Below are 22,296 nucleotides of genomic sequence, written 5' to 3'. Positions count from 1 at the left end.
GAAAATTATGTAGAAAATGGCGTTATTTTATTTAATTGACAAAATAATACAATGAATTATATGATTATATAAAGCGAATAAAACGTGTTACCGCAAGGGCATGAGTTCACAGCATAAGCTGTCTCATGTCCTTTTTGTGTTGATTGAAAATGGTATCGGGAGCGTGAAAGTAGTGAACACCCTAACGAAAGAAAATGGGACATACCCTTTGTCCCATTCGCAGAAACGAATTTGGTATACCATGCTAATGAATCCGGGTACAGGCATCGCCAATCTTGGCGGATGCATCAAGATTAAGAGCAGATCGGTCGATATGAGCCTGCTCGAACGATCAATGACAATTGCGGTGAGTGAACACGATGCGCTTCGTTTGCGTTTGATCGGGGACGAGGAAGATGAGCCGAGGCAGTATGTGACGAGCGAGTCAGGTGTACCGTTCCAAATGATCGACTTCAGCGAAAATGGACAAGCTCAATCCGCCGACGGTTGGATCAATGAGGACATGGAGGTGCCTTTTGCATGGAGCGACAGTCCGCTGCTCCGTGCAACCGCCTTCATCATCGACGAAAGCGAAACGTGGCTTTTTATTAAAGTTCATCATATTATCGCCGACGGTATGACCATGTATCGGTTGGGGAATACGGTCGTCGAAATTTATGCCGACTTATCTTCAGGCAAAGAGAGAACGCCTTGCGTGCAACCTTCTTTTGTATCCTTCATCGAACGGGAACAGCAGTATTTGCAGTCTTCCAGATCCTCTAAAGACCGAAATTTTTGGCTGAAGCAATTCGAGACTATGCCTGAATTCACACTGCGCGAACATAAAAAGTCGCGATCCCATGCTTCGCGTGAAATATTGGAGATCCCTCCTGAACTACAGGTTCGCATGCAGGAATTTTGTAAGGAGCATCAGATTGGAACGTTTACTTTGTTTTTGGCGGCGTTTTATTGCTATTTGCTAAAGGTGACCTCATGCCGTGACCTTGTCTTGGGGACTTACTATACGAACCGAATCACGAAATCAGAAAAATCGATGCTGGGTATGATGGTTAGCTCGCTTCCTTTGCGTATGCAGCTTGACCCGGAGCAAAGCTTCGCTTCGTTTGTGAAGGAAATCGGCAAACAGAAAATGCTTGCGTTACGGCATCAGAAATATCCGTTCGACCTGCTTGTGCAGGAATTGCGAGCCGGCCATGCCGAGGTAGACCGTCTGACGACCGCGGCCGTCATTGATTACCATCCGTTCACATGGATCTGCCGCAATGAGGTAACGTATGAAATCGAGATTTTTTTCAGCAAGCATGAAATCAATGAGCTGTTCCTGAATATCAAAGAGCGCATGGATACTGGCGAGCTGACGTTACAGGCTGATTATCGCCTGGATGCTTACAGTCAGGAGGATGCCAAAGGACTGTTGCGACATCTGCTCACATTGGCTGACTGCCTGATCTCTTCGCCTAACGATCCGATTCGAAGTCACGAGATGCTGGATGATGAGGAAAAGACGCAGCTGCTGTCTGTTTTTAATGATACTTTCAGAAAGTACGACAAGGAAGTAACGATACAGGAACTGTTCGAAGCGCAAGCGGATCGCTGGCCTGATCGACATGCGATCATTTATAACGATCGGGCGTGGTCCTATCGCCAGCTGGAGGAGCGTGCGAACAGGCTCGCCAGCATCCTACGGGAACGGTGCGGCATCAAGCCTGACGATCCCGTTGCGATCTGCCTGCATGGTTCCGCAGAAGGACTGGCGGCTATGCTGGGCGTGTTGAAAGCTGGTGGAGCTTATGTACCGATCGATCCAGATACCCCAAATGATCGGATCAAGTCGATAGTGGAAGACTCCGGCAGTCGCGTTGTCATCTCCTCCATCACCTATGCAGAACGTATGGAGAAGCTTCAATGGGATTGCTCCGGCTTTCGCACGCTTATTTATGCGGACGGAAACAAGGATGAGGCGGTAAAATCCATCAACGTCAGGCAGCAGGTAGAGTTGGAGAAGCAGCTATGGGAATCGGTAGGGATCGAGGCCTTGGACGAAATTGAGGCTGGCGGATGGTCAAACAGTTATAACGGAGAGGCGTTTAGTAAGCTTGAAATGGAGGAATATGCGGGCAACGTTGTTGAAAAGCTTGTGCCCTATTTACATCGTGACACGAGGATTTTGGAACTTGGTTGCTCTTCGGGACTGACTTTATTTCAGCTAGCCCCCTTGGTGGGAAGGTACTATGCAACGGATTTTTCCGAGGTTGTAATCGAACAAAACCGTAAACGGTTACTTGAAGCGGGGTACGACCACGTCGTATTGGATTGTTTGCCTGCTCACGAGGTGCATCGTATCGGGGAGACGTTTGATGTGATTGTTATCAACAGTGTGGTGCAATATTTTCACGGGTTTCCTTATTTGAGGCATGTCATCGACGCGGCGGTTGAGCTGTTGACTGAGGGGGGCGTCCTCTTCGTCGGCGATGTCATGGATTTGGAAAAGAAGCCTCTTCTGGCGCAATCGCTGGCTGAGTTCAAGCGGGCTCATCCCGAGGCAAAGACGAAGACGGATCTGTCCGGAGAATTATTCATCCCCCGCCAATTTTTCTGCAATCTTCCGAGCTGGAACGGTTTAATCAGCTCCGTCGATATTACGGATAAACGGTTCTCAGTGGAAAACGAATTGACCCGATATCGCTACGATGTCCTTCTTACGATCAACCACCGCTTCAGTGAGGAAGTCCGGCCTCAGCCAGTTAAAGAACTATTCGGCATTCGAGACATGGAGGGTTATTCATCTGCTCGTCCATTTGTAAGCAACCACGCTGGGCATTTGGCTTATATCATCTATACGTCTGGTTCGACAGGAAAGCCCAAGGGGGTCATGATCGAGCATCGCGGGGTTCATAATTTTATTGTGGCGATGGGGGATTTGATTCCGTTCGAGCTGTATGCGAATGTGCTCTGTGTCACGTCGGTGTCATTCGACATCTTCGTGTTGGAGACACTGCTCCCCTTGACGAAAGGACTTTGCATCGTCATTGCCAACGAAGACGAGCAGAAAGATCCGCTGCTGCTTCATGCCTTAATCGAACGACAGTCCGTAGAGCTGATTCAAACGACGCCATCCCGGATGAAGCTGCTCGTTTCTCTTGGGGGAGATCTCCCGGGGTTGCGGCAGGCGAAGGCTTTGTGCATTGGCGGTGAACCGTTCCCCGAGAAGCTGCTATCCGAGCTGAGAAAGCGGAGTACCGCGCATATTTACAATATGTACGGCCCTACGGAAACGACCGTCTGGTCCACGGTTCAGCAGCTAAGCGAAGGGGAACAAATCCGAATCGGTAAGCCTGTGGCGAATACACAAGTTTACGTAGTCAACGAATGGATGCAGCTTCAGCCGATTGGCGTACAAGGAGAGTTGTGTATCAGTGGCGACGGGGTAGCGCGTAGCTATGTAAACCGGGAGGATTTAACGAGCGAGAAGTTTATCGCTCATCCTTTTCTTCCTGGCAAAAAGCTTTATCGAACAGGAGATTTGGCCAAATGGCTGCCCGATGGCACGCTCGAACACGCGGGAAGAATGGACGACCAAGTTAAGCTGCGTGGATATCGGATCGAGCTGAAGGAGATCGAGGAGCAGTTGATCCTTCTTTATGCAGTGAAGGAAGCCGTCGTTACGGTACAAGAGCTGGGGGCGGGTTCCCCTGAGCTTTGCGCTTATGTCATCTTGAATGATGAAATGAGCGATCGCGCGTTGCAAGAGGCGCTTAGGCTCCAGCTTCCCGAATATATGATTCCTGCACATATCGTGCGCCTGGATCACATGCCGCTCATGTTGAACGGAAAGCTGAACCGTAAGGCGCTACCGCTCCCCGGAAAGCAAGGCAGGTCAGTTGGTTACGAAGCTCCGCGCACGCGGTTGGAGCAAGAACTGACTATTGTGTGGCAGGACGTGTTGGGCGTGGAGCAAGTTGGCATTACGGATTCGTTCTTTGCTTTGGGCGGACAATCGTTAAAGGCAGCTCAACTGATAACACAGGTGCACAAGCGAATGGGGACAAAGATTTCGTTCCGTGAGTTGTTTCAGGCCGGTACGGTAAAGGAGCTCGCACTTCGGATACAGGGAACAGAGCATTGCTTTTTTGCCGAAATCCCGCCTGCAGCTCCGCAGGATGCCTATCCGGTGTCGTTCGCGCAGCGCCAGCAATATGTACAGCACCATGTAGGAGGAGGTTTCGTTCATCATCTTCCAGCGGTTCTGCGTATTGAAGGGCCGCTAGACCGTGAGCGGTTCGAAGCCGCATGGCGTGGGCTTGTGCAACGCCATGAAGCGCTGCGAACATCTTTTGGCATGGAGCACGGAGAGCTCGTTCAACGTATCCATACGTTTGTAGACTTCACGGTTGAATATAAGAGGAGCCATGAGGAGGATACGGATCGGTTGATCGCAGAATTTATGCAGCCGTTCACATTGGAACGGCCAGCATTATTGCGGGTCAAGCTGATTCATTTGGGAGAACGGCAGCATTTGCTTCTCTTTGACATGCATCACATCATTTCGGACGGAGTATCGGCCGAAATCATTAAGCAGGATTTGGCTGCTTTATATGAAGGAACGCCACTGCCAGAGCTTCGCCTGCACTATAAGGACTATGCGGTATGGCAGCAGCGATGGTCGGCGAGTGAAGAATATGGAAGAGCGGCGACCTATTGGGCGGACAAGCTGTCTGGCCGTCTGCCGAGGTTGGATCTGCCTACTGACTTACCGCGTCCAGCGCAGCGCTCTTTCAAGGGGGAACGGGTGCATTTTGTAATTGATGCGGATCTCCGTCTCGCATTGACAGACTTGGCGGCAGTCATGGACGGAACGATGTACATGGTTTTGCTGGCCGCTTTCTCTAGTCTGCTTGCCCACTGCTCAGGCCAGGAGGAAATGATCATTGGCTCAGCCGCAGCGGGGCGTCCCCATTCGGACCTAGACAGCATCGTGGGGATGTTCGTGAACACCATGGCGCTTCACGTGTATCCAGCTCGGAGCAAGACATTTATGACGTACATGAGTGAAATCAAAGAGACAGCTTTGGCCGCTTACGAGCATCAGGACTACCCGTTCGTAGAATTGGTCGATAAGCTGGGACTCTCCCGCGATATAAGTCGTAATCCGCTGTTTGATGCCATGTTTAACATGCAAAGCGCGAATTTCTACGAATTCTCGTTTGACGAGGCGAAGATGACGATGATTGAGCTGGATTTATCAGTATCTCAATTCGATTTATTATTTAATGCCACGGAGACGCAGAATGAAGTTCATTGTTATTTCCAGTTCGACGCCGCATTGTTTCTCAAAGCTACGATTGAGCGTTGGAGCGATCATTTCCTGAAGCTGCTGCGGCATGTTGCGGCAAGACCGGATACGCCCATCGGCCGAATTGAATTGCTGGACGTGGATCAAAAGAGGGACATGCTGGCACGTTTGATACCTGCACCAACCGAGTTTGCTCGGGAGCAGACCATTCACGGTCTGTTCGAGGCCCAAACGGCCTACGCGCCAGAACGCATCGCTGTCGTTTGTTGCGGTCGGGAGTTGACGTACCGCGAGTTGAACGAACGTGCTGACCGACTGGCTCAGTATTTGAGGGCCAAAGGAGTAGGAAAGGATTGTATCGTAGGCGTAATGTTGAATCGGTCGGAAAACCTGATTATTTCCATATTGGCCGTGTTGAAGGCGGGAGGCGCATACTTGCCTCTTGATCCGGACTATCCCGCCGATCGGCTAAGGTACATGCTTCAGGACAGCGGTTCGCTTTTGCTGCTTGTTGATGAGGCTTCGACAGGAAGCATTCCTTTTGGCGGGGAAACGATAAATGTCCAAAATTTTCCCATACCTAGATACCCACAAGTACCTAATGTTTCATACGAGTATGCCAGCGAGTCTTTGGCTTACGTGATCTACACATCAGGTTCTACGGGCAAGCCCAAAGGCGTTATGTTGGAGCATCGCTCCGTGCACAATTTCATCATTGGTATGCAGCACAGCGTTCCTTTTTCCGAGTATGAGTCGATACTTGCACTTACTTCCGTATCTTTTGACATCTTTGTGCTGGAGACGCTGCTTCCCTTGTCATTCGGGATGAAAGTGGTGCTAGCCAGCGACGAGGAGCTAAGAGAGCCAGATCTTATACATGGCTTGATTGTTCGTGAGAATGTACATATGGTGCAGTCCACGCCATCGAGGATGCAGATGCTTTTGCACGGCGAGAGGGCTGCGGCAGCTTGGAGCGTTCTGCAGGTCGTTATGATCGGAGGAGAGGCGCTTCCCCCGAGCTTGCTCGAACACATAAAGGAAATGACAAGTGCCCGTCTATTCAATATGTACGGGCCTACGGAAACGACGGTTTGGTCGACAGTAGCGGAGCTGACGAAAGCGCAATCCGTGACCATCGGCATGCCAATTGCCAATACACGATTATATATTTTGCAAGATTCATGCATGCTGGCCCCAATGGGCATTGTTGGGGAACTGTTTATAGCGGGAGAAGGGCTGGCGCGAGGCTACTTAAATCGGCCGGAGCTGACAGCGGAGAGGTTCGTCGTTGATCCATTCGTGCCAGGCGAGCGGATGTACTGGACGGGTGATCTCGCCCGCTGGCTACCGGATGGAAGGATCGCTTACGCGGGACGGATCGACCATCAGGTGAAGATTCGCGGCTACCGGATTGAGCTTGGGGAGATTGAAGTCCAACTGCGGCGCATGCCGATGGTCAATGATGCGGTCGTCATCGCGCGCGAAGATACGGAAGGCAGTTCGCAGCTTTGTGCGTACATCATTGCTAGTGAAGCCTTCACCGTGAGCGACTTGCGCACTACGCTGGCGACAATGCTGCCTGGATATATGATCCCGGCACACTTCGTGCAGCTAGCGGAGCTACCACTGACGCCGAGCGGCAAGCTCGATCGACTGGCGCTGCCGAAGCCAGATGGATCAGCGGCGCTTGGGGTCGATTACGTCACGCCGCAGACGGAACGCGAACGGCTTCTCGCCGCCGTTTGGGAAGATGTGCTGGGCGTGCCGCGAGTCGGCGTCTTTGACAGCTTCTTCGACTTGGGCGGGGATTCGATCAAGGCACTGCAAGCTTTGTCACGGATGCATCGGCACGGCTATGGGCTTGAACTCAATGAGTTGTTCATGCGCCCGACGATCCAAGCGCTGGCCGAGGCCTTGACGCATCGCGAGATGGAGGCGGAGCAGGGGGCCGTGGAAGGCGAAGCGCCGCTAACGCCGAATCAGGCATGGTTTTTGGAACAGGGGCTGGCGGAAGCGGGGCGCTTTAATCAATCTGTGATGTTGTATCACCAGAACGGGTTCAATGAGGCGAGTGTGCGGGAGACATTCCTGCGACTGACTGGGCATCACGATGCATTGCGGCTTGTGTTCCGTCAGGAAGGCGATCGATGGGGCCAACGCAGCCGTGGGCTGACAGAAGGCGAAGCATTTGGTTTGAAAGTGTTGGATTTCAGACCTTACGCGGACTGGGCGGCTAGGATAAGTGAGACGGAGCAGCTGATTCAGGACGCTATGAGGCTGGAGGAGGGCCCGCTTGTACAGCTCGGATTGTTCCGCACGGCGGAGGGCGATCATTTGTTGATCACTGTGCATCCTCTGGTGATAGACGAAGCATCATGGAGGATCTTGTTGGAAGATTTTGAACATATGTATGGGCAGTATGAGGCAGGAAGTATCGCAGATGGATTGGCTGAAGCAAGGCTGGGCGAGCTGAGTGAGCCGGCGTTATCTGCCAAAACGACGTCATATCGGGAATGCGCGTTGCGGCTGACGGAGGCGGCACAGCGACCGAGGCTCAAGGAGGAGCGGCAGTATTGGCAGCGGATCGAACAAGCGGAAGTATCTTCGCTTCCAAAAGATTTTGAAGTGACGGAAGTGGAGACTAACGAAAGCTGTCTAGGCAACGGTCGTACATCTTACGGAGAGACGGTCTCGGTGACACTGAGCCAAGCAAAGACGAAGCAGTTGTTTAGGGAAGCGAACAGGGCCTACCGTACAGAGACGTCGGAGCTTTTACTAACAGCGTTGGCACTGACGGTGCGGGATTGGACGGGAAGTGGACGGGTACGGCTTGAATTGGAAAGATGTGGACGAGACGCGCTGCCTGAGGGTGTGGATGCAACGCGGACGGTCGGACGCTTTACGACACTGTACCCTGTGCTGCTTGAACTGGTTGGAGACGAAGCTGTATCGGAAGGAACACTTGGCATAGAGGCGAAGCCTGCGCCTGACGAGACGCTATTCTATGCTCCGATCGAAGAGGATAAGGCGTTAGCGCTTCATGTGAAAACAGTCAAGGACGAGCTGCGGCGCGTGCTGGACAAAGGGGCGAGCTACGGCATCCTGAACGACTTGAAGCAGCAGGAAGAAGGGCAGAAGAAAGCACATCGACTTCATACGGATATGCTGTTTCGTTGGAGCGGCAGTCTGTCCCCGTGGAGTGAGACGTTGTCGGAGGCGGAAGAGCAGGTAGCAGCAGGGTCCGTGCATGCCAAGCTCGCTGGGTTGAGGACTGAGATTCGCACTCGCTCGGAAGCGTATGGAACCCATTCGCTGGAATGGAATTTTCAGCTTAAAGACGCAAGGCTTGAATGTCATCTGACCTACGATGGGCGTGCGTATCGGAAAGAAACCGCGAACCGATTGATCACGCAGTTTGCATTATGTCTGGAGCGCATAATCAATCACTGTGTTAGCCGTAAGGAAACCGAGAGTACGACAACCGACTTCAGCGACCGGGAACTTACCTCGGACGAACTGGCGATTATTGCCGGAGCATTAAACGTTTTGTAGCGGAGAGGAGCAAGGATTGTGTCCAACACAGCGCATATTCAAGATATTTACCCTTTATCGTACATGCAGGAGGGTATCCTGTTCGAAACACTGTACGACGTCGGCAGCAGAGCCTATTTCGAGCAAACGGTTTGCGAGATGAAGGGAACGATCGACGAAGGACGGTTCCGACAAGGCATGGAGGCAATGATCGAGAGGTACGATATATTTCGTACGGTGTTCATGTATCGGGACATCGCCAAACCTCGGCAGGTCGTCTTAAAGCGGCGGGAAGCGGAAGTGATCTTCGAGGATTTGAGGGGACTGTCCGAAGATAAGATAAGCATTCGACTGGAAGCATTCCGAGGCGAAGATCGAGCAAAGGGATTTGATTTGAGTAAAGACCTGCTGCTGCGAGTCACGGTGTTTCGCACGGGGGAGCAGCAATATGCCTGCGTATGGAGCCATCATCATATCCTGATGGACGGTTGGTGCATTGGCATCGTAATAAAAGAGTTTTTCGAGGTGTACCGTTCGTTGCAGGTTGGACAACAGGCCGATCTGCTCCCGCCCGTTCGTCCCTACAGCGATTACATCCGCTGGTTGACGGGGCGGAACCGCGACGAAGCGGCGGTGTATTGGGATCAGCGGATGAAAGGCTGTACAGAAGCCTCTCCGCTGCCGTGGCGGCACAGTCGTCCAGAAGCCGGATACCGTCAGGAGCAGGCAACGCTGATGCTGGACGAAGCGGCGACAAGCCGACTGAACGCGTTGGCGAAGTCGTCCCGGTTGACCGTGTCAACGCTGCTACAAACCGCGTGGGGCGTGCTGCTCCAGCGGTACAGCGGACAAGATGAAGCGGTGTTCGGCGTGGTCGTGTCGGGTCGCCCTGCCCAGCTTGAAGGCATCGAGGTGATGGTGGGGCTGTTCATCAATACGCTTCCGGTACGGGTGGGCAAGCGTGAGGGAGGTTTTCTGGCCATAGCTCGAGCGGTGCAGGAGGCGGCGCTGGCGGCAGAGCCGCACAGCTACTATCCATTATACGAAATTCAGGCGCGGACGGAAGCAAAGAAGAACTTGATTGATCATATTTTTGTATTTGAAAATTATCCGTTGCCTAGCGAGTGGGACGGAGCAAGCGGATTGCGGATCGAGAAGGTTACCCGTTCGGAGCAAACGCACTATGATCTGAACGTGCTGATCGTTCCAGGATCTGAACTGCACCTGACGTTCGACTACAATGCCAACGTCTACGATGGGGACGGCATCCTCCGAATGGCGGGACACTTGCGGCGGGTACTCGATGCCGTGTTGAACAATCCGGCTGTCGATCCCGACCTGATCGATTTTGTGACGGAGGCGGAACGGAACCAGTTGCTGCTCGAATATAACGATACGCGCAGGGACTATCCGAGGGAGGCTACGCTCCACAGGCTGTTCGAAGAGCAGGCGGCGCGGACACCAGACCAGCAGGCACTCTTATCCGAGGCCATGACCATGACGTACGCCGAGTTAAACGCACGAGCGAACCAACTAGCTCACGCTTTGCGGGAACGTGGTGTGGAGCCGGGCAGTGCCGTCGGTTTAATGGTCGAACGGACGCCGGAAATGGTGGTCGCTATACTCGGTATTTTGAAGACTGGCAGCTACTTCGTCCCGATTGATACGCAATATCCGTCCGAACGGATCCGGTATATGCTCAGCGATAGCGGCGTTAAACTGCTGATAACGGAACCAGAGATCTCGGATCGTCTGGGGACAGAATTCGCCGATGTGGAGATGTTTTATGCGGATTGGGATATTCATCCGAATGGAGACGTGGTTCAAAACGTTGAGACGGTTGGCGACGCGGGCGATTTGCTCTATATCATTTATACGTCTGGCACTACGGGCAAACCGAAGGGCGTCATGCTAGAGCAGCGGAATTTGTCCAACTTACTGCATGATCAATATGCCCAAACCGACATTCCGTTCGACGGAAACGTGCTGCAATATGCTACAAGCAGCTTCGATATGTGCTATCAGGAAATATTCTCCACGCTTCTTGCAGGCGGGCGTCTTTCGATGATCGGGGAGGAGGCTAAAAGGGATGCCGAACAGCTGCTGGCGTTTATTGAACGTTCATGCATTGATGTCGTGCTGTTCCCGACAGCGCTGACCAAGTTTCTGTTCTTGGAGGCTGGTTTGGCGGAGCGCTTCCCGGACTGCGTACGGCATATTGTAACAGCAGGTGAGCAGCTAGTCGTTCCGACAGCACTGGTACACCTGCTGCGGCATAACCGTGTATATCTCCATAATCATTACGGTCCTTCGGAAACCCATGTCGTTACGACGCTGACCGTTGCGCCAGACGAAGCGGTGGCTGGTGTGCCTTCGATCGGTTTGCCGATATCGAACACATCTATCCGCATTTTGTCCGCGAAAGGTTTGCTACAGCCGATTGATGTGCCGGGAGAGTTGTATATTTCCGGGGATAGCGTCGGCAGGGGATATGCGGGGCAGGAGGAATTAACCGCTTCCAAATTCGCGCTCGATCCTTATGATCCGCAAGCGAGGTGTTATCGAACCGGTGATCGGGCCAAATGGCGATCAGACGGGACGATTGACTTCCTTGGACGTAACGATGATCAAGTGAAAATCCGAGGCTATCGCATCGAATTAGGTGAAATCGAAGGGGCACTGCTCAATCATCCAAGGGTGAAAGAGGCCGCAGTTATGGCAGTTCAGGGTACTTCTGGAGCCGATGCCATTGCTGCCTATTATGTCGGGGACGGATTGCTGGCGCATGAGCTTAAGGCTTGGCTGCTGCAAAGCTTACCCGATTACATGGTGCCTTCGGCATTTATCCCACTGGGGGCGCTTCCAGTTACCCTTAACGGTAAAATCGACCGTAAAGCGCTGCCGAATCCAGAAAACGCGATGGTCACGCGTGAGCTGTCGATTCCTCCCCGAACGTCGGTTGAACGGGATATTGCAGCTGTGTGGGGAGAAGTGTTAGAGCTCGAACAGGTAGGCGTTCACGATTCGTTTTTCGAAGTCGGAGGTCATTCGCTCAAAGCAATGGCATTGGCGGCACGCTTCCACCAGCGCATCGGAGTACGGATTGATGTCAAGGACGTGCTGCGCTTCCCGACTGTAGAAGCGTTGGCCCGTTATGTGGAGGAAGCAAGCAATGTGACCTTCACATCTATTCCCCAAGCTGCGGTTAGGGAAACTTACCCTGTTTCTTCCGCGCAGCGAAGGCAGTATATCTTGCAGCAGATGCAGGAGGACTCCACTGCGTATAACATGCCTGTCGCGTTGCTGCTTGAGGGGGCGCTCGATGAGGAGCGCTTTTGGCAAACATGGCGTCTCCTGAGCGAGCGGCACGAAGCGCTGCGTACGTCGTTCGAGCTGCTGGAAGGTGAGCCGGTACAGCGCATTCACCCACTGTCGCAGGTAGAGCCTATCTGCTGGAATGGCAGTCTGGAAGAGGCGAGTCTGGCGGCGCAAGCTTTTATCCGTCCCTTCGATCTTAAAGGCAGCGAGCCGCTGTGGCGTGTCGGCTTGATGCGTATGGAAAGTCAGCGGTATTTACTGCTTTTTGACATGCATCATATTGTTGCCGACGGTGTGGCGATTCGGGTGCTGATTGAGGAATTTACGATACTCTACGCTGAAGGGATACTTTCCGCTGTTGGCTTGGCGTACAAAGACTATGCCGTGTGGCAGCGAGAGACACCAGCATCTGAAGCTGCGCTTCGTCAGGAATCGTATTGGTTGGAGTCGCTTTCAGGCCAGCTTCCAATGCTGGATCTACCTGTAGATTATCCGCGTTCGAACATTCGCCACTCAGAGGGAGATCGTGTGACGTTTGCCCTAGAGACGGGTGTGTGCAATAGCTTAAATCGTCTATGTGCGGAGACGGAGTCAACGTTATTCATGGTACTTCTTGCGGCTTATGCTGCGTTCTTGGCCAAATGCACGGGGCAGGAGGATTTGGTTATTGGCACACCGGTAGCGAATCGGCTGCACGCCGATACGCAGCGAACAGTTGGCATGTTCGTCAACACGCTGGCACTTCGGCTGAAACCGCGAGGGGACAAGACGTTCTTAGACTATGTGCAGGAAGTGAAGGCGAACGTGCTGCAGGCGTTCGAGCATCAGGAATATCCGTTCGACGCCTTGGTCGACAAACTGGGTAACGTGCGCAACGATCTCAGTCGCCATCCCGTTTTTGACACGATGCTTGTGATGCAAACGGCAGAAGAGCGTCTGACTTTCACTGCCCCAAATTTGGCGATAGAGCCCTTCCCACTGGAATACGCAGCTGCCAAGTTTGATATGACGCTCTATGTGGCCCAAACGGAGCGTGGTATCGAATGTTCGTTCGATTATATGTCGGCGCTGTTCCGCAAAGAAACGGTGGAACGGTGGAGCGGTCAGTTTGTAAATCATCTTCGTCAAATGCTGCACAATCCGCAGGCAGCGTTATTCGAAGCGGAGCTGCTAAGCGATGAGGACAAGCAGCGCATGCTGGAGTCGATCCGCAGCCAACCTGCTTTCTACCCCATCGATAAAACCATTCACGGGTTATTTGAGGAACAAGCTGCCAAACGTCCAGACTGTATTGCAGTTGTCTGCGGGGAAGAACGCGTGACCTACGGGGAGCTGAATGAGCGGGCGAACCGCATCGCATCGGTGCTGTATGATCGAGGCGTCGTGTCCGAGGCGATTGTCGGCCTGATGACGGAACGCAACGTCAGTATGGTCATCGGCATGTTGGCTATATTGAAAGCGGGCGGAGCTTATATGCCGATCGATCCTGAATATCCCGAGGACCGTATCCGTTTCATGCTTGATGATAGTGGCACGAGGCTCGTTCTGACGGACGAGGCAAACGTTGGCCGGATTCCTGCAGAATTCGAAACATGCACGATCAGTCATGGTGTAGCGCAGGTTCTCGAACGTGCATCTTTGCCAACCATAAATCCACATCAACTTGCTTATGTGCTGTACACCTCGGGGACGACTGGCCGCCCAAAAGGAGTGCTGACCGAGCACCGCAATGTGGTCCAACTCTTATCTCACGACCCGTTTCCCTTCGATTTTGACGAGAACGATACGTGGACGATGTTTCATTCCTACAGCTTTGATTTTTCCGTGTGGGAGCTGTACGGCGCGCTGTTGTACGGCGGTAAAGTTGTCATCGTTCCCAAAGACACCGCTCGCGATCCCAAATCGTTCGCAGCTCTGTTAAGGCATGAGCGAGTGACGGTTCTGAATCAGACGCCAACGGCATTCTATCAACTTTTGAGCGAGCAGATCGGGTTCTCCTCACTTGCGGTGCGGACGATTATCTTCGGCGGGGAAGCGCTCCAGCCCGGAAGGATTCGGATATGGAGGGATGCCAACCGACACATCAAGCTGGTCAATATGTACGGTATTACGGAAACGACTGTTCACGTCACATACAAGGAACTGACGGATGACGACTTCTCCCGTCAGGCGAGTCCGATTGGCAAGGTGCTTGCCACGCTGCAAGCGTACGTTTTGGATGAACGGCACAGGCTGCAGCCTATCGGTGTGGCCGGGGAGCTGTACATTGGTGGAGCCGGATTGGCACGGGGCTACTTGAATCGTCCAGAGTTGACGGAGGAACGGTTCGTGTCCAACCCGTTTGCGCCCGGTGATCGCTTGTATCGTACGGGCGACGTGGCGCGGAGATTGGCAGATGGCACCATGGATTATTTGGGGCGTGCCGACCATCAAGTGAAAATCCGCGGGCATCGTGTTGAGCTTGGCGAAATCGAAGCGCAGCTGCTCGACATGCCAGATATCGAGGAAGCGGTTGTCTTGGCGAAGGAAACCGCAGATGGCCAGCAGGAGCTGTGCGGCTATATTGTCGCTTCCTCAGCCATATCCACCTCTGGCCTGCGGGGGACATTGTCCCGATCATTGCCAGGCTATATGCTGCCGACCCGTATGATTCAGCTTGAGCGCCTCCCGCTGACGTCTAACGGTAAGCTGGATCGTGCCAGCCTACCTATGCCGGAGCGGCAAACCGCTGTCGAAGACAGCGCGATCCACCCGCGCGACGAGTGGGAAGAAATGCTTGCGATCATCTGGAGAGAACTGCTGGGTATCGAATCGATTAGTATGGAGGACGATTTCTTCCAACTCGGGGGTCATTCGCTAAAAGCGACGCTGCTTGCCGCGCAAATTAGGCAGCGTTTGGGCGTAGATATGCCGCTTCATTATATTTTTGCATCGCCGACGATTGCCGAAATGGCTGTTTATGTCAGACAAGCTGAGCAAACGCGACGTCCCTCCATCGAGCGGGCTGAGCCGCAAACGGAATATCCGGTTTCCTCTGCTCAGAAGCGTATGTACCTGCTAGATCAAAAAGGGAAGACAGGAACGAGCTACAACATTCCGATTCTGCTCAAGCTCGAAGGTGACGTGGACGAACGCCGTTTCATCGAAGCATTTCGTAGGTTGACGGAGCGTCATGAATCGTTGAGGACGTCATTTCACTTTGTAGATGGCGAGCCTGTACAGCGCGTTCACGAATATGCTGCGACCGTCATTGAGGTGACCGAAGAGCTGGATGCCGATGTGAATGGACTGCTTGCACATTGCAACCGTCCTTTTGATTTGACCCAAGCTCCTTTGCTGCGGGCTGGACTTGTCCGCACTGCACCGTCGAGCTACTTCTTTTATGTCAACATTCACCATATTGTGGCCGACGGTTCATCGCTCGGCGTGTTGATTGACGAGTTTGCTGCGCTTTATGAAGGCAAAACGCTGGCGGAGCCTCAGCTTCAATATAAAGATTTTACCGTATGGCAAAATCGAATGATCAAGAATGGGGTTTTCGAGCAGCAGGAAACATTCTGGTTAGATGTAATCTCCAGTGACATTCCTGTGCTGGAACTGCCGACGGATTTCCCTCGCCCATCCGTGCAAACCTTCGAAGGAGATCACTATGAATTTGCCGCTTCCCCCGAAACGACGGATCGTTTGCGCCGATTGGCTCAGGAGGAAGGCACAACGTTATATATGATTTTGCTCGCAGCCTATGCACGCTTGCTGGCAGTTTATGGCGATCAGGACGACCTAGTCATCGGCAGTGGTGTGGCGGGGCGTAATCAAGCTGAATTGCAGCCTATGATCGGTATGTTCGTCAACATGCTGCTGATGCGTGTAAAGATGAGTGACGAGCAAACGTTTCGATCTTTGATCCGCCAAGTGAAGGAGACATCGCTGCAAGCGTTCGAGCATCAGGATTATCCGTTCGAGATGCTCGTCGAACGCAGCGGCATCGAGCGAGATGTCAGCCGCAATCCGCTTTTCGATGTGTCGTTTGTCGTTCAGAACATGGAGATGCCCGACATTCATCTATCCGGCGTCCGCTGCACCCCATGCAGCTATCGCAATCAGACGGCCAAGTTCGATTTAACGTTATTCGTCTGGGAGCAGGCGGATCGACTTGCATTCAGTCTGGAGTATGCGACTGGGTTGTTTCAGCGAACGACGGTAGAACGGATGATGCGGCATTATATGCAAGTCGTCGATGAAATCGCGTGTGACGCGAATCGGACACTCGGCGACGTGTCTCTCATGACCTCTGAGGAGACGCAAACGGTTCTCAAGGCATGGAATGACACGGATGAGCCAACGTTTACCGGGAATATGCTGCACACACTGTTCGAACAGCAGGTCGAGCGCACGCCCGAAGCAATAGCGCTTCATTGGCGGGATACTTCCATGACTTACCGCCAATTGAACGAGAAAGCGAATCGGCTAGCCGCATATTTGACGAGCGAGCATCGGCTTGTGCCCGACACGCCAGTTGGTTTGCTGCTTGAGCATCCCCCAGATCGTGTGACCGCCATTCTTGCCGTCTTAAAAGCAGGTGGTGCCTACGTGCCACTGGACCCATACTCACCGCTAGAACGGTTGAAAACCATGATGCGTGACACGGCTATTCCGATTCTATTGACGGAAAAACGACATATTCGCACGGCTAATCATCTCCAGTGGGAGTGCTCGGCGCTTAGCGCTTTTGTTTGTCTCGATAGTGACAAGGTACTGGAAGAGCCGGAAGCGGAGCGAAATGAACTGATGAACCGCGAGCTGTGGGAATTTATTGGCCAAGAAGCCGAGGACGACATCGCCGGAGGGGGATGGACGAACAGCTACACTGGGGAAATGATCGGCAGGGCGGACATGGACGAGTACGCGAGCAACGTGCTGGAGAAGCTGCGGCCGCAGCTGAACGACTCGACCAGAGTGCTGGAAGTGGGCTGTGCCTCGGGCATTACCATGTTTGGCATAGCGCCTCATGTTGCCTTGTATGTCGGAACGGATTTGTCAGAAATCATTATTGAGAAAAATCGACTTCGCATGCAGGAGGAGCATCTCGATAACATCAGGCTCGCTTGCATTCCTGCACACGAAATCGACACGCTGGAGGAGCAGGAGTTCGATATCATCATTTTGAACAGCGTGATTCAAGCGTTTCATGGCCATAATTATTTGCGGCAAGTGTTGAAGCAAGCCGTTGGGTTGCTTTCCGACCGTGGTCATCTGTTTATTGGGGACGTGATGGATTTGGACAGCAAGGAAGCGCTGTTCGAGTCGCTGATCGCTTATAAACAGGAGCATCCCGAGGCAAAAACGAAAACCGATCTGTCAGCGGAGCTGTTCCTCGCCAAGCCTTTTTTCGAAGACTGGGCTGTAGAAGTTGGTGGGGTAAGCGAGGTGGTCTTTTCGGGCAAGCAGCATACGATTGAAAATGAGCTGACGCGTTACCGTTACGATGTGATGGTGCATATCGACAAAACGTCCGAAGGGGTAAGGATCAATCAGCCGAAGCTTAAAAAACAGCATGGTTGGGATTCCGTCGAGCCTTATTCCCCTCACAACACAGCGTCGGATGTGCAGCCGCATCATTTGGCTTATATCATTTATACATCTGGCACGACGGGAACGCCCAAAGGGGTCATGATCGAGCACCGTTCGATTGCCAATACGCTGCATTGGCGAACACGCGAGTACGCGCTTGGCGAACATGACCGCTGCTTACAACTTTTCCCTTATGTGTTCGACGGCTATGTAACGAGTCTATTCACGCCTCTGCTTTCTGGCAGCACGGCTGTGTTGCTTGATGACGACGCGGTCAAAGATCCGCTGGCGATCCGCGAGTCGCTACATTCGTGTGGTGTGACACATTTGCTCTGTGTGCCGTCGCTATTTCGTATGCTGCTGCTCTACCTCGTCCCTGACGATGTGCCGTTGGTTCGAGTGATTACTTTGGCTGGCGAGTCCATTAGCGGCGAGTTGATCGCAGCGGCCCGTGCACTTGGTTCCCACGTTGAGCTTGTGAATGAGTATGGGCCAACTGAGAATAGCGTAGCTACGACGATATTACGTCGTCTTGATCAACAGACGGCAGTAACGATCGGTCGGCCGATTTCGAATACGCGGGTGTATGTGCTGGACGGCAAGCTTCGTCCAGTTCCGGTTGGCGTGCCGGGTGAATTGTACATCGCAGGCATTGGCTTAGCCCGTGGGTATTGGCAGCGTCCAGAGGCAACGCAGCATCAGTTCATTACGTACGATTCGGGCATTCGCGAACGGCTTTATCGTACAGGCGATCTTGTCCGTTGGTTGCCTGACGGAACGCTAGAGTATCGGGGCCGAAGGGATGACCAGGTGAAGGTTCGCGGCTACCGGATCGAACTGGGCGAGATAGAGGCGAGGATAGCGGAGTTGCCCGGTGTTAAGCAGGCTATCGTCGTTGTTAGGGCAGAAGCAGATGGAGGTCGAGAGCTGTCCGCTTACTTTATCGCTGATGGACTGAACGAGCAGGAACTGCGCAAGTCGCTTGAGTCGGTACTGCCGGGATATATGGTTCCTTCTCGTATCGTACGGCTGGACGATATGCCGCTGACCGCTAGCGGTAAACCGAATCGCAAGGCGCTTTCGTTACGCGGTTTCGAGCGTTCGCTGTCTGTAGCCCTTCCGCGGACGAATATTGAAGCCAGTATCGCCGAGATTTGGAAGGATGTGCTGGCGGTGGAGGCTATCGGCATTGAGGATAACTTCTTCCAGCTTGGCGGTCACTCGCTGAAGGCGTCTTCGCTCGTTGCCCGCTTGCAGCTGCAATTAGGCTCGACGCTTGGCCTACAGGATATATTCGCTCACCCAACAATCGCTGAATTAGCAACTGTGTTGGAAGCCAAGGAACGAAAAGCGCAAGCGCCGATTCCGAAGTTGCCAACTGCAGAATCGTATCCCGTGTCGTCCGTGCAGCGGAGACAATACGTAATCAGCCAAATAGAGGGCGCAGAACAAAGCTACCATATGCCATCAGCTTTGCTGATGTCTGGAACGCTCGACAGGAGTCAGTTTGAGCAAGCATGGCGGAAACTAATCGCTCGGCATGAATCGCTGCGGACATCCTTCGTTATGCTTGACGGAGAACTGCGGCAGCGTATTTGGGACGATGTTGATTTCGTCATATGTAATCTGACGGAGACGGCCGATCAAGCTGATCGTGCAGCGGCAGCCTTCATCCGCCCCTTTGATTTAAGCAAGGCTCCTCTGCTGCGTGTCGGATTGCTGCGAATGGATGAAGGGACGCAGCTGCTGCTAGTGGATTTACATCATATTATCGCCGATGGGATTTCCGTACACCTGTTAATCGAGGAGTTCGGCCATCTGTATGCGGGAGATACGTTGCCCGAGTTACCTCTTCATTACAAAGATTATGCCGCATGGCAGCAGGAAAGGTTGCATTCAGATTCGCTGCGTAAGCAGGAGGCCTATTGGCTCTCCACCCTGCTTGGCGAGCTGCCGACACTAGATCTGCCGACGGATTATCCACGTCCAGCCATTCGAAGCTTTTCCGGGGGGATCATCTCCTTCACACTGGACCGAGACTGTCTAGAACGGATGCAGCGTCTTACCGCAGAAACGGGTACGACGCTGTACATGGTATTGCTAGCTTTATATACCGCGTTTTTGTCAAGGGTGAGCGGGCAGGAGGATCTGATCGTCGGTTCTCCGATCGCAGGCCGTTCACATAGCGATGCGGAAAACATTGTAGGCATGTTCGTTAATACGCTGGCACTACGGATGTTCCCTGAAGCGGGTAAATCATTTTATGCATTTTTGTCCGAAATCAAACAAATAACTTTGACAGCGTTCGATCATCAGGAGTATCCGTTTGACGAATTGGTGGAGCAGCTTGAGCTTCCTCGCGATGTCAGCCGCAATCCTGTGTTTGATACGATGTTCGTGCTTCAAAATATGAAGCGTTCTTCCGAATCTCTCGAAGCCTTGAATTTAAAGCATTATCCACTGCCGCATAAGACGGCGAAATTCGATTTGTTGCTGGCCGCAGAAGAGACAGAGGACGGCATTGCTTGTGTTTTTGAGTATGCTGAGTCGCTATTCAACAAAGAAACGATTGAACGGTGGAGCCGTCATTTTGAAACTTTCGTTCGTTATCTGACAGTCCATCCCGCAGTTGCGCTAGATGATGCGCCCTTGCTGGGCGAGGAAGAAACGGAGCACTTGCTCACCGAGTTCGGTGGAGTGGGGCTCCCGTTGCCCTCGGTTACAGAGACGATTCACGCACGATTCGAAGCGCAGGCTCGCAGGGTGCCAGAACATACAGCACTTGTGTTCGAGGAAATCCGACTGACATATGCGGAGCTTAATAAACGGGCGAATCGTCTTGCTCGCCGATTGCGAAGCGAAGGCATTGGGCCGGATATGGTCGTAGCCGTTATGATACCGAGGTCGGTGGAACTCACCGTTGGCATTCTCGCTGTGCTTAAGGCGGGAGGCGCGTACATGCCGCTCGATCCCGACGACCCGCACGAACGCAAACGGTGGATGCTTGAAGACAGTTCGGCGGCGCTGCTGCTCACGATCCATTCTCTCGCTGAGCAGAAATTGGAAGGTCGTGTGCTTTATATCGATGAAGTACAGAACGAGGACTTAGAATGGGGAGATCAAGAAGATCAAGAAGATCAAGAAGATCAAGGAGATCAAGAAGATCAAGGAGATCAAGAAGATCAAGGAGATCAAGGAGATCAAGAAGATCAAGCCGTTCAGTCATCGTCTGAGCTACAAGAGCCAATAGCATCCGGCGATTTGGAACCGACGGCGAAGCTGGATCATCTCGCATATGTGATGTACACATCTGGAACAACCGGTAAGCCCAAAGGTATTTGCGTCTCGCACCGCAACGTTGTCGGCATGATTCCTGATTCCAATTATTTGGGATTGGACGAGCGGGACGCGGTATTGAGCTTCTCCAACCCCGCGTTCGATGCGTCGGTCATCGACATGTTCGGAGCTCTGCTGAACGGAGCGAAGCTAGTTCATTTGTCGAAGGAAGCAGCATCTCATTTGCCGAGCTTGCCTGCTCTGATCCGTGCGGAGCGCATTTCCGTGTTTTTCGTTACAACCGCGCTGTTCAATTTGATGGTCGAGCATGCGCCAGATTGCTTCACTGATGTTCGGAGAGTGCTATTCGGTGGAGAAAAGTCATCCGTTGCCCATGTGCGCAAAGCGCTCGCATATACGGGACCGGGCAAACTGTTCAATTTGTATGGACCGACAGAAACCACGGTTGTCGCCACCTGCTATCCGATTCATGAATTGGAGTCGTCTACGGTTTCGGTGTCGATTGGCAGACCTGTTCGAGGGTCAGCTGTCCTAATTCTTGGTCGATCTGGACAGCTTCAGCCGATCGGGGTACCAGGTGAGCTGCATATATCGGGAGGTGGCGTTTCTAAGGGCTATTGGAACAGGCCCGATTTGACGGAAGCGGCCTTTGTTTCTAGTCCGTTTGCGCCTGGCCAACGGATGTATCGCAGCGGTGACCGGGCGAAATGGCTGCCAGATGGCACCATCGAGTTTCTCGAGCGCATCGATCAACAGGTCAAAATTCGCGGTCAACGCATCGAGCTCGGGGAAATCGAGTCGCACCTGCTTCGTCACGACGAGATGAGGGAGGTTGCCGTCGTCATGCTAGATTCGGGGAATTCGAAAAGGATCGTTGCGTATTATGTTGCGGATCGCGAGCTTGAACATTCGACGCTGCATGAACATATGGTCGGCGGACTGCCGGGTTTTATGATACCTGCTTATTTCGTTCACCTGGACCGACTGCCGTTAACTCGCAGCGGCAAGCTCGACCGCAGCCATCTTCCAGTGCCGACGCAGCAAGTGGTCGAAAATACGTACGAAGCCCCCCGCAGCGAAGCGGAGGCGAACATGGCTGATCTGTTTGGCGAAGTACTTGGACAAGAAAAAATCGGCATCCGCGATAACTTTTTTGAGCGGGGTGGGCATTCGTTGTCGGCCATGACGTTGATCAGTATCATACATAAACGCTTAAATCTAAACGTGTCACTCGGGCTATTGTTCCAACATCCGACGGTCGAGTCGCTTAGTCTGGCAGTGAGTCG

4 pseudogenes are annotated in these 22,296 nt (G+C 52.9%); all 4 read left to right on the top strand.

The features are described 5' to 3' along the window. Positions 1-205 precede the first annotated feature (205 nt). A pseudogene (locus GK047_RS25325) lies at positions 206-8,803 on the top strand (amino acid adenylation domain-containing protein); the annotation flags it as partial. A gap of 60 nt (positions 8,804-8,863) precedes the next feature. Further along, positions 8,864-13,330: pseudogene (locus GK047_RS30745) on the top strand (amino acid adenylation domain-containing protein); the annotation flags it as partial. 6 nt (positions 13,331-13,336) lie between these two features. After that, a pseudogene (locus GK047_RS30740) lies at positions 13,337-17,425 on the top strand (class I SAM-dependent methyltransferase); the annotation flags it as partial. Continuing rightward, a pseudogene (locus GK047_RS30735) lies at positions 17,414-22,291 on the top strand (amino acid adenylation domain-containing protein); the annotation flags it as partial. The pseudogenes GK047_RS30740 and GK047_RS30735, both read left to right, overlap by 12 nt. Positions 22,292-22,296 lie beyond the last annotated feature (5 nt).

It is taken from the genome of Paenibacillus sp. SYP-B3998, from assembly GCF_010820665.1.
Classification (GTDB): Bacteria; Bacillota; Bacilli; order Paenibacillales; family NBRC-103111; genus Paenibacillus_E.
Note: the sequence above shows the minus strand (reverse complement) of the source record. Positions and strands in the feature narration are given on the sequence as shown.